Here is a 16255-nt window from a genome sequence, read left to right as displayed (position 1 = left end):
TTTTGTGGGTGCCGAGATAGAAAGTGATCAGTGTACAGTTTTTTAGTGTGCAGTAGAAATGTGTAATGAAACGGAAAAGCACCTACAAAAACAAAATGCAGATGCTTCCTAATTAAATGCTCATAATTTTATAATGAGTTGAGATATTTTACTTCATCACTGTATATGGGATTGTTTACTTTTGCACCCAATCTTTGTTTTGAAGAATATGTAATTCTTGATAATTTATCACTATGTATATTGTCAATTATTCTAAAACTGTCTAATTTGTCAAAATCTTCTTGAACAATATTATTCCCTTTCAACTTTAAATGAGTATGCGTTGTAATGTCAGTTGTTTTGAAAAGCTTTACATAACGAATCTCATTTCTAATGGTATTCACTTCAATAAGACAATCTTCTTTTATTAAAAATAAACCAATAAGATTTCCTTCTAAGCTAAAGGCACCACTATAAAGGAAATTAAATGTTTTATCTAATAATGTCCTAACCTCAACTTTGTTTACGCAACCATTATCGTAACATTGCAGCAAATAACCTTTTTTCATATTATCATAAATAACTATTTCTTCTGCTCCCTTAATATCAGATAAGTTTTTACGGCTTAATAGATATTTGCCATTAATAAAAATGTATAAGTAAGCAATAACTTTCGGCGTAACAATATTATAATCAATGATTAATTGATCATTAGCTGATTTTTGGTCCACATAAAAATCAGGATTTTCTTGAGTAAGAGCTATTTCAATTGGTTCAGGTATATTTGAGTATGATTTTGAATTATTGGAATTGTCAATTTCTTTAGTGACATTAAAAACTACACTATCTGAGAATCTCTTGGCTTGTAATTTTCTTTCAAAAAATAAAACTAGATCATTGCCGGTAATGATTCTTGTTTCGTTGCCTTGTCTTTGATAGAAACTATCATTTAATGGAACAGGTTTTTCATACTCCGGAATAATTATCTCGCAATATTCTAAATTTAAAGATTTATGAAATTTAAATTCAATTTGACTATTTACATCTTTATTGAAAAACTTGACTATACAGCTTCTTATCTCTCTTTCATATTTATCGTCATTTGCTGATTGGCTAAAATATTTGTAATCATTTTCTAAACCAATAATTTCACCATAATCATTAACACCTAAGAACAAACTACCACCTTTAGCATTTAAAAAACCTGCCATAGTTTTCATTATGATGAAGGATTGCTTATCGATATCGGCACTGCTGGATACTGCATAATAAATAAATGATGTTTTGAATTCACGGTAAGGGCCTTCTTTACCTAAATTTGTTGGTTCAATTTCTAATTCTTCTAGTTCATTATCTATATCATTTTCAATTTCGGTAGTATCTTCATTTTGAATTGGAGATATTAAATTACTAAATGAGTTTGTTTTCTCATTCGTCAAATACTCATATATCAAATCTTTGGTTCTTCTAAAAATGATTTCATCTGAATCATCCGTTAATAGTAAATTGTGAGCTAAAATTATATTAATTAATCTTAGCTTGTCTTTACTTTCTGTTTCATTTCTATGTAGAATTAGGTCAGGTATGCTATCAGGTTTATTGAAGTAATTAAGATATTTATAGATTTCATTAATTTTTTCTAAACTTTTTAGAAAGCTTAAAGTTTTATCGTCAATTGGTTCAAAATTAAAGCTACTGTTTTTGAAATCAGCGTTTTTAAAATTAAGGACGTTTAGATGATAAGTAATAATACCATCAAAATAAAATGATTTTGGATTCCTCGTTATGGAACCAATTAATTTTGAAAGTTGGAAATATTCAAATTTTTTAGATAAGTCCTTTTCAAAATAAATATAACTTTCGATACATTTCAATAATTCGATTATCAATAAACTATAATTATGACCGATGCTTTCTTCATTCAATTCATTTTCTTCATTGGATAATAGTATGTTTGATCGTTCAAGAAACTGTCTAAGTACACTTTTTTCGTTGAAATAACTATCTGAATTAGCCACATATTTTAAATTTAAGGACAACTTTTCGTAGTTAATGTCCTCAATTTTAAATTTATAAACTTTTCTTTCCTCAAAATCAAATAAATTGTCGATGTTATATAAATATCCATGATGACCATTTTCTGTAATCAGAAAGATGTCTTTGTTGTTGATTTGGAGTACTTTGGCATCGATGTTGTCGTTAATATTTGCTTCAGTAAGCGTTTTTTCCCAGATATCATTTAGAATTGAAAATGAAATTCTTCCTTTATCATCCATTTTAATGATTTCAGCATTAAACTCATCTTTAGGATTTATTATTTCATTAATACCATCCAGATAACACTTGAAAATTTCATTTGCTGGTATTATACCATCACCTTCAAAATCAGGGTCAGTTATTTGTAGAAAAAGAATGTTATTATTGTTCTTTAAATAATTTTTAGCGATGACACTTATTTTTTGACCAACCGCTAGGTTGTCACTTTGCTTGGATTTTTTTGATTTTTTAATGTTTGATATTGAATAATATTTAGTCCAATTGTTGAAGCAATCTTCGATTGATGCATTATTAACTAGATTGTAGTCAAAATCGTAAGGGGTTGCGACACATATTTTGTCGTCAAAAAATGAAGCTAATTTATTTAATTTCAGCTCCTTTTTCTTTAAGGAAATAGAATCTTGTTGCTTGGATAAAATAGCCCAACCACTATTTGTAGCGTAAATAGATCCATTTTGATTGAATAATTGGTTGCCTACTAGATTTTCACTTCTTACTGATGTATCTTTTGCTAAAATTAATTTTGATAGTTTTTCTATATTAAAATTATGATACACTTCTGGATTTAAGTTAATAGTTTTAGAAGCGGTTATGCATTCAATGCTTTTTTCTAAATAATGCTTTTTTGTAACTTCATCAATACATAAAATACTTATATATCTGCACATCATAGCGGATTTAAGTATGGCTTTTGAGGTATTCCCACTTTGGGTAAACAAAATTATTTGTAGACCCAGTACGCTAATTATATTTTGAACAGCAATTGCTGTATTTTCATCAAATTGTTTAGATTCATTAGCTATTAGGCTTGGTGTTAAATCATATCTTTCAACATTTATTCTTTTTTGGAGTATATTAATAAAATTATTAATATCAAAAGGATCCAGCATATCACCTTTTATTAATAAAAGCAATATCTCGATTAAAGTTCTTGTGTTAGCAATTTCTGTTGTTGAAAAAATGATATACTTAAATATATTTATTTTATGACCTCTAAGATAACTACTTAGTCTAAGTGTTTTTAGAACTTCCTCAATATAATCATCACTTTTGTCATCTAATATTAGTCTTAAAGCTTCATTTTTAGCCTTGGCTTTTGCTAATTGATCTTCAGCTTTTTTAATTATGGTTAACTTTTTTTCTTGGCTGAATTTTTGAAGAAAATCAGACCCCTCTAGCATCCATTCTTCAACAGCAATGTAAATGTTATTAAATTCTATTGCTTTTTCTAATTCATTGTGTTTGATGTAATTTTGAATTAACGCATCTAAAAAACTTAAATAAGAGAAAATCCAAAGATTTTCTTTGTTTGCATAATCTTCAAAAAGTTGCGAAAAATTTTGGTACTTATACTTTCTAGATTGTAGAATTTCTTCCAAATCAAAAAAATACTTTTTTACATTATCAGCTTGCTCAATCTTTTCAAAAACTGACTGAGCTGTAATAAATTCACCTTGATTAGCAAATGAATTCAGGTATAAAACTAAGAAGCCTTTTTCATCAATTTTTCGTAAATACAAAAAAATTTTATCGTCTATTTCGATTGATTCAAACTCAGAATTGTCAAATTCATGATAGTAAAGTTTGTGATTGAAACCATAATTATCTTCTAATAAAAAGTAATTTGAATTGGATTTGCCATCATTATCCATGCTAAGCACATGAAACTCGTATTGCATTCCTTCCTTGTAGAGATTATTAAAAGTTGAAAATCTATCCTGTTGAAGATACATTTTGTTATCAAACATCTTGGTAACCAAACATGTAACATTTTCTGGCAAATTGTCTTCTTTTTGAAAAGGAAAAGCTTTAACAGTGGTTTTAAATCCTTGATGCTCTAGTAATAAAATAGAGGTATTATCATCAATTTTTCTAAAACCGTAAACTGTGAAATTATATTTTTCTCCAATTGAAAAAACATTTTCAATAGCTATATTATTATCAAATGAATACTTTTTGATTTCAATAGTTTTGGCAGCAGGTAATTTAAATGACAATCTATTTAGATCAACATCAATTTTGTCAATTGTTAACTTTATTTTATTGTTTTCGATATATTTTTCAAAAGAGAAGGGTATGAAAGAAGTAAAGTTGACAGAGTATTCAATCTTATAGCCATTTTCTTTTTTTTCAAGTATTTCAAATTCATACTCTTTATTCTCCACAAAATCATTTAAAACGCTATAGCTTAATTTGGGTTTATCCGGATCATCCAACGCTCTAACTTGCATTGTTACATCATAACCAACTAATTTTGCAATTTTTTTACAGGGATAAGTTTTTTCGGTAATACAATCTCTAACAATAGTACTTCTCTCTTTTTGTTCAATTACGATAAAAAGCCTGTGACTATTGAGCTCCATTTGTGGTTGATTATTATTTGAAGTATTTGAAGCTGAAATATGGTTTTTGGTTTTAAACTTTTCAACTAAAAGGTTATATACGTCATTGTTTATCTTGGTATTTGGACTTGCAACTATATGAATATTTTCACTTTTTAAATACTTTACGGCACTTTCCAAAGAAATATTTAATTCTCTTAATACTTTATTAATTCTAATTATTTTTTCGGTCATATTTGTAAAATTGTTGAGAGAGTTAATGTAGGTATTATTTTGAAAAGATTTAAGATATTTGGGTTTTTAATAACTTTGGATACACTACACAATTAAATTATTTGATACACTTAGATGCATGAAATTTTAAAAAAACTCACAAATAACTATCTAATTTAGATTTTCTTTTTTCCCAGTCTGGCATCATTTGAGTGAGTAATTTAAAAAAATCATCGTTATGATGTTTATAAATCATATGGCATAATTCATGCATCACTACATACTCAATACAACGCTTTGGGGTATGAATTAATTTGGGGTTAAAAATTAATTTGTCTTTTATGGTGCAACTTCCCCATCGTTTAGGCATGTCTTGGAAGAAAATCTCTTTTGGCGTAAAAAAAGTATCTCCAAATCTTTTGATTATTGGCTTTGCAATTTCTGTTATTTTTGCCATCGCCCTTTCTTTTAGCCATTTATCAAAAACGATTTGAGCTTTTACTTTGTTTTCAACTTTTACCAAAAATTGATTTCCGTTGTAAGTGACCTCATTTTTAGTGCCTATTTGTACGATTACCTTATATTGCCTGCCGAGATAATGTAGCGAATACCCTGATTTGATTTGATAGGATATTTCAGTAGCATCAAAATTTAAAAAATGTGTTTTTTGTTTTATTATCCATCTGGCTTTCTTAGTTAAATTTTCTTTGATTTTGACTAGTGATAAATCCAAGGGAGCTGTAACATGTACAGAAGTATCTGGCATAATTTTAACACCTAGGGTTTTTCTATTTGAATGATTTAATTCAAATTCAATAGTATTGTTCCCATATACAAATTGCTCTTTACTCATTCTATTTGTTCGCTATTGCAATATCAATGGCCTTTTTAGTTAACTCATCTGCTACTGTCATTTGGACATCAAAGACATCCATTAAATAGTCTCCGAACTCTAGTTCTATTGTATTGATGATATCCGTACGCTTCTGCCAATCTACTACTTCATATTTTGACACAATTTTATCAAACATTAATGTTAACTCGACTAAATTGGTGTTCGCTAGTTTTTCATCTTTAAACAATTGAAAAATGGCTCTATTTCTTTTTTTGTCTTGTACTTCGAGAGGAATATCACTGGAGGAACCATTGATCGCATTTTCTTTGATTTCCTTTAGTTTTTTAAGTGCTTCAATTTCGGACAGTCGATTCGCCCGCATATCTGCAATTGTTTCACTAATTAACTCTGATAATTTTTTAAAGAGCGCTGGATTTGTATCCACATTGATGGAGATGAACTTTGCTGTAGCCGCTGCTATTTTTTCTGCTTTGGCTCGAGCTCCAATAAGTTTTTCTACTTCTTGGTCGAATGCATCGGCATCTAAGATATTTAACGGCTCTACCAATCGAATAATTTCTTCGGTAATGACGTGTTGGTCTAGTAATTTTTGCAATTGTTTTTCATATTGTGCAAAACTGACTTTGTCGAGATAAACCGAATTGGCAGCCACACGAATGTTGGCAAATTTTTTAAGATCCTCTCTATATATTTCCCTTTCTGTTTCGGATCCTGAATTGTGAAATTCTAAAGAAGAAAGGGCTATTTTTAGGATTCGAGCAAAAACATTGAATTTGTTATAAAAATCTTCCCTAATGGCCTGATCCGCTAACAACACAATATATTCATCAATGTTTAATTTGTTTTTTATTCCTTTGAAAATGGCAACTACATCCGCATGTACTCGAGGTAATCTGTTTATTTCTTCATTAATATCTGTAAAGGAGCCTGCCAGATCCTCTGCGTCAAACGTATCTTCATTACCAGAATAGCTTTCTAGTGCTACTTCCAGCTCCTCCATAATTCCAGCATAATCTACAATGTACCCAAAATCCTTACCTGGGTAAACTCTGTTTACCCTTGCAATGGCTTGCAACAAAGTGTGTTCTCTTAATTTACGGCACAAATACATAACAATGGTCTGTGGTACATCAAAACCCGTTAGGAGCTTATCTATTACAATTAATAATTCGATATTCTCCCCATTCTCATATTGTTGGATAATTGTTTTATCTATATCTTGACCATACTTTGTTTTTAATAAATCATAATATTGAATTACCTCTGGCGATTGGGAGCTATGGACATCTTCATTGTTTTCACGGTTATCAGGTGCAGACATTACCACTTCCGTTTTTACTTTTGCTATCAGGTCAAATGCTTTTTTATATTTAACAGCCGTTAGTTTATCTGGGCAAACGACCATTCCTCTAAAACCTGAATGCACTCCAGTTTTATCTTCCCCCCAATTCGCATAAAAATGATCGCTTATATCTAAAGCCGTTTGGAAAATATTTTGATCTGTTTTGGAAATTAAGCCCGCTCGATTCATTTTTTTCTTTAAATCGGCCTTATGATACTCTTCTAAGTCTTCCATTACACGATCGACCCCTTTGTCTAAGGCTGTTCTATTGACGTCTTGAATGGCTAAGCGTCCTTCGTAAAGAATAGAGACAATAGCACCATCGGCAACAGCTTCAGCAATAGGATAGGTGTCAATTATCCCTCCAAATTTGTTGGCCGTATTCTTTTGTTTTTTCATTAGGGGTGTCCCTGTAAACACTATGAAACAAGCATTGGGCAACACCTTTTCCATGTTTACATTAAATATCCCATGTTGTGTTCTGTGTCCTTCGTCAATGAGTACGAAAATATTGTGACTAATGATTGGGTTATCGGATAAGCCTTTGACCGCAGCATCAAACTTATTGATAATGGTAGTGATCACCAAATCACCATTGCCTTGTAGTAAACTTACTAATTGTTTTCCTGAAGCTGCATTAATTACCTCAACTTCTACTTTTTGTAATGTTGCGGTAATTTGGCGGTCTAGGTCGACTCTATCCGTTACCAAAATAATCTGAGGATTTGGAATGGTATCTTGTATTTTGCGTGCCAGCATTGCCATGGTTAAGGACTTTCCGCTGCCTTGAGTGTGCCAGATAACCCCTCCTTTACGTTTGCCATTGCGAACGGGTTTGATTCGATCTATAATTTTAGTAATAGAAAAAAACTGCTGAAAACGCGCCACTTTCTTGACAACCCCAGCTTCAAAAAGAATAAAATCTTTAACAATAGGCAGCAATCGCTCTGGACTTAGCAAGCCTTGGATAAAAATATCTTGCTGCGTTGGTGCTACCCTTTGTTGGTACTTTTCTATGTAGGCCTTATGGTCAAAAGAATTTCTACTTTCAGTTTTAAAAATTTTGGCTTCGACCTCTTTAGCTAACGGAGTATTTACGATTGCCTCTAGTTTTTCTAAAAAGCTGTTGTCTTTTTCTTTCCACACCGCCCAAAATTCTTCTTTGGTATTGGTAGTCGCGTATTTGGCTTCTACTAATGAGGTGGCCAAAAGTATTTGGCTGTAGACATATAAGCTTTGAATTCCATTTTCTTGTTGGTTCCGAATGTGTTGGCTAATGGCTTGTTTTATGGGGGGTTCTTTTATGGTTGGGCTTTTGCATTCGATTACTGCTAAAGGTATCCCATTTACAAACACTACAATATCTGGGCGGTAGGTATCTTTTCGGCCAGTGCGCAAAACAGAAAACTCTTCGGTTACGTGATAAAGATTATTGGCTGGATTTTTCCAATCTATATATTGCAGGGTGTGACTTTTTTTGTCACCTTCGATAGATTGTTCTAACGCACAACCAAACACCAACAGGTTATAAATATGATTACACGCGTGCACCAAACCTTCGGCTAGTGGAATATCTTGGAGTTTTTGTATGGCTTTTTCGATATTTGCTGCTTCAAATTTGGTCTTTTTACTCCCTATTTTGATGGTATTGATGTGGTTTAATCGTTCCTGCACTACCTCTGTTAAGATTACTTGACTTTCTCTGTTTTTTCGATATGTCAAGGCTTCTTGAGGCGAAAGATATTCAAAACCCAAGTTGATCAATAGTTTGAGGGCGGGGATTTGCGAAATGTTGTCTTCAGTAAATGCCATTTATGATTGGTGTTTCGATAGTTTTTGTATGCACAATTGCTGTTTTGCAGTATTAAATTTGGAATATTCTATAAAAAAGCACTACTTTTGTGGTGTCAATACCCAAAGGGTAAAGGACTTGGCTTAGCACATTTGTTGTATCAGTCGTATTGCCTAAAGATACGTGCCTCACTTACGAAGTGGGGTTTTTTTATGCCTATTTGTAATCCTCATACCAAATTTTAAATCGGTTTTCTTCTGACTTATCTACTTTAAAAGCGGTAACCAATTGTAAATTACTTGTAATTTCTCTTACTATTACTACGTAGCTTTTGGCTTGAAACCAAAAATACCGTTGATTTTGACCGTTAAAATGTAGCCTCTCAAAATATTTCACTCTGTTGTCTTCTTGGTTGAAGATAACTGGTTTGATCCAATGTATTTTGTTGGTTCTTTCTGGGTCAAAATTTCTAAGACGCGAATGTTTGCTCTCTCGAGTACATATATGCTCAAAACCGACAGGCTTTCCTTTAAACAAAGGGTGTACCGATTTTTTTTTATCAAATCCCACTTGTTGTTTGCCAATAAAAATGGGTGCTTTTATCATATCTTGTTTAAAAACGCCAAACAATGTATGCATTTGATTGTTATCCGGTCCATCAATAGTCAAGTCTTCAAACAAATCTTCTAATAGGTCTAACTCGTGTTCTTCCATATTACAATTGACTGGTTTGAATTTGAAAATCAAAAATATTGAATTTTTCCTCAAAAGGGTTGGTGCCATCATGCAGCACGTAGCCTGATTTTTGCTCTAAGTAAGTAACGATTCTTTTTTTTACTTCGGAGGCCTTTTCTTCCTTATGGGCTTTTCGGGCTTTGTAGGTAATGGCACCAATAAACAAATCGGTTAGTTGCAGCAATTCACTTTCGTGCGAACGGATGTGTTGAAAGAAATGAAAAGGCGATTCTTTTTGGTATTTTGACTGGTATTCCTTTTTGAGCCTAAGGTCTAAATTGCGCAGTCGCTCTTTGCCTCTAGTGTCTTTGATGTCCAAAATTACTTTGAATTGGTCTTCGGTTGCATTCACATAAGGGTTTTTTAACAGCAGATACACCAAGGTATAATAAAAGGAATTGTGATCGCCTTTATTGAATTTTGCGTGGTTTAGCTGTGCTTTATTTTTTACCAATATGGCTCTAAAGTGTATTTCCTTTTTAAAAAAATAATCAATCAACTCTTTGTATAATTCCCATCTTGACATCGATAGTTTATTCCATTTAATTTCTGTAGGGGAATGGTGTCTTCGCTTTATTGCTTTAATTTCCTTTTTGTAGGTTTCGTGTTTTGAGCTGTCGATTTTGGTATAACCAATGCACATCAAGGGCAGTTGGTCCTTTTCGAGATGGCAGCTTTCGTCGATGTAGATTGTTTTTTCCATAGTGTACCTTGCCTACTCTTCGGTTTATACTAGTCTTACTTTGCCTGTTAGTAATTGCTGCATTAGGCCTTTTTTCTGTTGTTGCACATCTGCTAGTTTTTGTTCCTCTATTTCAATTTCTTTCTCGGCTGTATTTAAAATAGTGGCAATAGCGGTTTGCTCTTCAAAAGAAGGAACCCAATATTTGATTTTTGAAAAATCCTTGTATTTGCAATTAAGTGTATCATCAACAAGCCCTTGTGAATTTCTCCAAAAAAGGTTTGTCAACTTAGTTGTTTTAAATAGTATTGAAAAGTAATATGAATTTACATTTTTCTTGGGTGTAAGAATGGTGTAAGCTGGACTTACAATCCCTTCCAAACTGCTTAAAGCAGAGCGCCCTTGCCACATACGCATAGTATTGTAACCAATATCTCCGGGTGCAATCCTTTTGTATTTTGACTTATCGTTATTAGAAATGTCACGTTTATTTGAATCCGTTTGGGGATATACACCATCTTGACCAATAGACAATAGGGGTAAATCTACTATTTTTGTTTCATTCCTTTCTGAAAATAAATCGCCCAATTTTACCATCTTCCACTCCTCTGTAAACCCTGTTAAGCGTTTTTTGCCAGTAAGGAGTTGTTGCATTAGCGCTTTTTTGCGCTCTTCTTTGGCTTTTATCAGTAAGGTTTGGTGCGCTATGACTTTGTCCCAAGTGGCCAGGCAATCGGCTATGGCTTTTTGTTCTGCCAGAGGCGGGAGGGGAATTTTCAATTTTAATAAATCTTTAGTATATATTGCAGCTACACTAGTGGTTCCAGTTGCAAATCGTTTTAAATTACTTAATGATAGTCCTGAATTAAATTGAAAATTTATAAAGTCATTATTATCAATAAACTCTTCTTTAAAATACATCCTCATTAGGTTAGAATTATATAGCGCAAATGCAAGTTCATTTTTCCATATCGCAACTTTTCCAACTAATTCTAAAGTGTTTCTAGTATTGAATAAAATGTCATTAAAGTGTAATATATCATTTTCTGAGTATCTTACATCTTTTGCTAAATATTCAACTTTACTTATATTCATTCTCCCTCTTCCAACATTACCCATTTTTATAAGTGGTAAATCTGATTCACCTGAAACATTTTCATAATTACCGCCTAATGAATAATTCTTTAAAATATCCCCCAATTTCTTCACTTCCCACTCCTCAGGAATGATCCCCAATTCGCTATTTTTATATCCTTGTTTCATTTTTTTTGTTTCAGTAGGGCTTGCTATTTTACTTGCCCTTGGGTCAGAATTTATTTAAACGCTTGTAGGTATTGTTCCATTTCTGTTTTTACAGCGGCGAGTTCTATTTCGAGCTCCGTAATTCGAATTTGGGTGGCTGTAATGTCAATTTCGGGTTCTTCTTCGTAGGTATCCACATAGCGAGGAATGTTGAGGTTGCCATCATTTTCTGTGATTTCGGCAAGGTCAGCGATGTAAGCAAATTTGTCTTCCACCACTCCTTTGTCCATCACTTGGTCATGAAATTGGGTGTACACCTCTAGAATATGCTCGATATGATTTTCACCTAGTACATTTTGGTTTTTGCCTGAATTAAAACCTTTGCTGGCATCTATAAACAGAAATTTTTCTTTATTGCGTTTTTGTTTATTAAAGATAATAATGGCTGCAGGAATACCCGTGCCAAAGAACAAGTTTGCGGGAAGGCCAATCACGGCTTCAATTAGATCTTCTTGCAGGGTTTGTGTGCGTATCTTACCTTCGGCAGCTCCTCTAAACAATACCCCATGAGGCACTACTACTCCTGCTTTTCCAGTGGCATTTAGTGATTCTAACATGTGTGAAATAAACGCCCAATCTCCTTTGGATTTTGGAGGCACTCCTCTCCAAAAGCGATTGTATTTGTCTGATGCTAAATCTTCGGCTCCCCATTTGTCTAACGAAAAAGGAGGATTGGCAACCACGGTATCAAAAAGCATGAGTGTATCACCTTCTTTGTGTTTAGGATTGCGCAGGGTGTCGCCCCAACGAATCACTGCACTATCATAGCCGTGCAAATACATGTTCATAACTGCTAAGGCCCAAGTACTGCCGTTGGCTTCTTGACCGTATAGGGAGAAATTATTATCGCCCACCTCGCGACCTGATTTTATTAAAAGAGATCCAGAGCCACAGGTAGGGTCATAAATACGAGAGCCGGGTTTTGATTTGGTTAATTTGGCTAATAAAGTAGAAACTTCTCCCGGGGTAAAAAATTCTCCTGCTTTTTTTCCAGAATCCGAAGCGAAATTGGCAATTAAGAATTCATAAGCGCCACCAATCACATCGTTATTTTCTAGATTAGAAGACGAAAGATTTAAGGATTTGAAATCCGTTAACAAATTACGCAAACGGGCAATTTTCCCTTTCGCATCGCCTAGGTTAGAGCTGTTAAAATCGATGTTTCTAAAAATATTAGAACCATCATGACCACCTAATTTTTCACGGTTGGCTTCTTCAAGTTCAGCCAAAGCGTGATTGATCATTTCTCCGATTTTAGGATTGTTTCTGTTTTCGAACAAAAAATCAAAACTTGACTCGTCAGGAACGATGAAACGCTCGCGTTCTAAAGCTCTTTTCACACGATCTTCGTTACCATCATATTTTTGGGTGTATTCCAATTTTTTTTCATTGTATACGTCTGTTACGTATTTTAAAAATAACATTGTTAAAATGTAATCTTTGTATTGTGAAGGATCAATGGCGCCACGAAAGGTATCACAGGCTTTCCAAACGGTATTATTGATGTCTTTTTGCGTTACTTTATTGCTCATTTTTTAATTTTTTATAAGTGATTGCGTTGATGTAATTTTTTTCAAGAGTGATTAACTCTTTTTGAATGACAGTTTGTTTCTTTTTAAGAAGGTCTAATGCTACGATTTGCTTTTGTGTTTCAAAAGTAGGAATTATTATTTCTAAGTTTCCTAGTTCTTGTTTGGTAATTGAAGGCATTACTTGTGTGGTCATTTTGGAGTCGAAGACTTTGAGTGTTTCGGGATGGTTTAGATACCACACTAAATATTCTGGTACAACACAGCCCGTATTTAGTGTTACTATCAAAAAAGAAGCACTAGCGATAGTATTTTCGAATTCGTTTTTGAACAAACAAGCAAAAAAACGTCTTCCTTTAGCATTGAAAAGTACTTCATCGTATTGCAGGTAATTTTTTTCTATTACTGTTTTATACAAAACATTGGGTTCAAGAACTGGTGTTAGAAAACCATTGTCATCAAAATCGGAAGTGCCTATCATCCTAACATAGGCATTTGAGAGTAACTTTTCGTCATTGTTAGCTGTTTTAGCTACTACCATTCCAGAACGAATATTGGCAATTTCTGATAATTTTTGAACTGTTTTCATTTTAATTTATATTGTAAAATAAGCTCTTTGCTCTTAGGCAAAGAGCTTATTCGTTTTAATTAACTTTATGAGGATGTTCTGGCCCTAACCAAACTTTATATTTCAAATATAGCTCATAATATTCTACCCACTCTGAGATCCATGGTAAAACATCTACCAAATCTATATAGGGTCTTCCATTCAAATCTAAAGTTGGATGGTACAAACATAAGGATCCATCCCCATTAAAATGCGTGTCAAAGCTTTTTATTAGATGGGGTGTTTCTACCCAAATACGTTCCATTCTTCCAGGATTAAATGGTGAACATTCCAATGTAAAATGGTATTTTTTGCCATTTCTTTCTAAAGTTCCTTTCCCTAGTAGCACACTTCCTTTTATATTGAAAGTGATCCATTTGAAATGTCTTTCGCATTCGATTAGTGTTTTGTATAAAAAACCAGCCCAATGTTTTTGGGCTCGCTCTTTAGGGCTGAGCAAAAAATCCATGGCTACCATTTCTAACTCCTGTTGTTGTGTTGATATTTCCTCTATTATCTGTATAAGCATTCCCAGCTAGTAACGTAGCAAATTGAGTATTCCCTTTTACTCTTTCTTCTAGTTTAACCAAAGTTTGAATGTTTTGTTTGTAAAAACCATTACCAAACAACTCTTTATACGAAGTTTCATTTGTGCCATTGTTTAAAAAAGCATTCAATTTTTTGGCGAAATCTTCAACAAATGCAACAAAACTATTATAGTGTTTGTCCTCCCAAGAGTCGGTGAAATTTTCTCTTTTATCCTTGTCTTCATGATCGTCTACCGGATTATAAACGGCAAATTTTTCTTTTCTCAATTTATATCCTTCCGCAAGTTTGCGTAATTTTTGAGTGGCATTTACTAATGCTTCTTGAATCGACAAATTTCCTTCATGACATTGTGCAATTAAAGTGGTTAACACAATACTAGACACAGCAGGCATTTTTGAAGTATCTATATCCTGATAGTACAAATCGCGATATCGTTTTACTATTTGAACCGTACTTTGCAGGGGTGTTTTTTGATATACTTCTAACGGTAAATCTTCGGTTTCTACTGTAGCTTTTAGCATCAAATTGTATCTTTCATTGAGAATAAAACTTCCTTTATTTCTTTCCGCAATTTCTTTGAACCATGTACCATAATCTTTAGGATTGGTGCGTGACCATGAATTTCTTCTTTCGTTTTCAGCAATCATTAAACGATTATTGTTTATTGTAATAATACAACCTGGTAGGATATCCATATGAAAGTCACTATTATAATCGATACGAACACAACGGTTTTTTTTCTCTAGGAGCGGTTTGTAAGTGTCATGATTACTCAATACTCTATATAAAGCATCATAAATTTCGGATGGAGTATGGTTAAGATAGGAACTTTCTATGTGAAGTACAATATCCAAATCAAACTCTTGACCTGAAAGCGGTTTAATGGTTGTACCAATTAGCAAGGAACCTTGTGCATAGACATTAATTTTGTAGTCTTTAAAAAAGGCTTCATCATTCGAAAGTACATCAGTTACAGCTGTGTATGCCGATTTCATTTGTTGTTGACGAGTTGCATCTAACTCAAGATTTGATGCAATGATGGCTAAAAGCTCTTCTTTTTGATATTCTTGTTCTGTATATTTTTTCATATTATTTTTCATTGATTAGGTATTTGGTATGTGCACCAATTTTAGCAATTTGCTCTTCTTTTTCCATTACTAAGAGTCTTTCAATTTCGCTGATATCAACAATCATGAAGTCATCATTCAGATTACGAGGGGTTTCCAAAAGCTTTTTTAACTCTGTTTCTTGTTCTGGAGTAGGAATAAACTCAACGATGTCGTAAATAAATACTTCATAGCATTGGTGAAAAGTACTATAGCTAAATACTTTCATCACTTTTTGAACTTCCCTAAACGACTTTGAATAAAAAATATCCTTATCAAAACCATGGTCTGCAATAAGTTCTTCGTTAAACTCACGGTCATAAGTTGTCTCACGGTCTTTTCTGGATTCAAACCATTTTATAACCTCTAAAGCATACTTGCCTTTGACTCTGAAGCGTAGGTCATCCTTGCTGACATAATCAGATTTAATCCCTTTTGAAGCACAGTCTTCTTTTAAACCCCATTTTTCAAATTCTGAAAAGCCATTGATTTTTTTATAGACCCCACCTACAGGTTGTAGTTGGTCCTTTATTCGATTACCCCGAACTAATAAAAACTTTGATGTACCTGGAATCTTAATCCTAATGAGATAACTCATAGAAAAACGAACATCTTCGTTTTTGATTTTTGTAAAATTGGATTGTAGGTATGTTTTAATATGGGTTTTATTATCTAACAACTTCTCTGTTGCTTTTTTTACGATAATTTTACCTGCAGCCATACCCAATGCTGCTAAAATAGTTTCTGCCATTTGCGTTGATTTTTACTGTTAATTCATATAAAATCGCTTAATGGAGCAGCTAAAACAATGAAGTGTTGCAAAAATAAATTTTAGAATCTATATTTGCAGCCGAATACATCAATTGACTTTGCTACTCAAAATCATAATGAGGTGACCAACCTCTAAGGTCATACTGTTAAGCGCAGTATTGATTTTGCTAGTC

The 16255-nt window shown here is 32.9% G+C and carries 11 protein-coding genes; all 11 read right to left on the bottom strand.

Annotated features, from left to right (window positions below; all coding sequences use genetic code 11):
- Positions 1-128 precede the first annotated feature (128 nt).
- Positions 129-4832, bottom strand: a complete 4704-nt coding sequence (locus tag AO58_RS17490) for an AlbA family DNA-binding domain-containing protein (protein WP_024979924.1) — start codon at positions 4830-4832, stop codon at positions 129-131.
- 136 nt (positions 4833-4968) lie between these two features.
- On the bottom strand, positions 4969-5664 hold the full coding sequence (locus AO58_RS0100970; protein WP_024979923.1) for a M48 family metallopeptidase: 696 nt from the start codon (positions 5662-5664) through the stop codon (positions 4969-4971).
- A 1-nt stretch (position 5665) separates the two neighbouring features.
- A complete protein-coding gene (locus AO58_RS0100965) occupies positions 5666-8821 on the bottom strand; it encodes a type I restriction endonuclease subunit R (protein ID WP_024979922.1) in 3156 nt (1051 codons plus the stop codon).
- 196 nt (positions 8822-9017) lie between these two features.
- On the bottom strand, positions 9018-9515 hold the full coding sequence (locus AO58_RS0100960; protein WP_024979921.1) for a hypothetical protein: 498 nt from the start codon (positions 9513-9515) through the stop codon (positions 9018-9020).
- A 1-nt stretch (position 9516) separates the two neighbouring features.
- Positions 9517-10239 carry a DUF3800 domain-containing protein gene (locus tag AO58_RS0100955; protein ID WP_024979920.1) on the bottom strand — a complete coding sequence of 241 codons (723 nt, stop codon included), beginning with the start codon at positions 10237-10239 and terminating at the stop codon, positions 9517-9519.
- 24 nt (positions 10240-10263) lie between these two features.
- Entirely contained in the window at positions 10264-11481 is a 1218-nt protein-coding gene (locus AO58_RS16785; protein ID WP_024979919.1) for a restriction endonuclease subunit S, read from the bottom strand.
- A gap of 50 nt (positions 11482-11531) precedes the next feature.
- The gene (locus AO58_RS0100945) at positions 11532-13052 is read right to left on the bottom strand and encodes a type I restriction-modification system subunit M (RefSeq protein ID WP_024979918.1); all 1521 of its coding nucleotides are present in this window, start codon (positions 13050-13052) and stop codon (positions 11532-11534) included.
- Positions 13042-13638: a restriction endonuclease subunit S domain-containing protein gene (locus AO58_RS0100940; RefSeq protein WP_024979917.1), complete on the bottom strand. Its 597-nt coding sequence runs from the start codon at positions 13636-13638 to the stop codon at positions 13042-13044. The genes AO58_RS0100945 and AO58_RS0100940 overlap by 11 nt, the downstream gene beginning before the upstream one ends.
- Positions 13639-13693: 55 nt before the next feature.
- Positions 13694-14125, bottom strand: coding sequence for a type II CBASS E2 protein (locus AO58_RS17485; protein ID WP_024979916.1), 432 nt, complete (start codon positions 14123-14125; stop codon positions 13694-13696).
- A complete protein-coding gene (locus AO58_RS0100930) occupies positions 14103-15305 on the bottom strand; it encodes a nucleotidyltransferase domain-containing protein (RefSeq protein WP_024979915.1) in 1203 nt (400 codons plus the stop codon). Before AO58_RS0100930 ends, AO58_RS17485 begins: the two co-directional genes overlap by 23 nt.
- Positions 15295-16062: an SMODS-associated NUDIX domain-containing protein gene (locus AO58_RS0100925; RefSeq protein ID WP_024979914.1), complete on the bottom strand. Its 768-nt coding sequence runs from the start codon at positions 16060-16062 to the stop codon at positions 15295-15297. The genes AO58_RS0100930 and AO58_RS0100925 overlap by 11 nt, the downstream gene beginning before the upstream one ends.
- Between the last annotated feature and the right edge of the window lie 193 nt (positions 16063-16255).

The sequence above is a fragment of the Flavobacterium succinicans LMG 10402 genome, from assembly GCF_000611675.1.
Taxonomy (GTDB): domain Bacteria; phylum Bacteroidota; class Bacteroidia; order Flavobacteriales; family Flavobacteriaceae; genus Flavobacterium; species Flavobacterium succinicans.
This window is presented reverse-complemented; position numbering and strand designations above follow the sequence as displayed.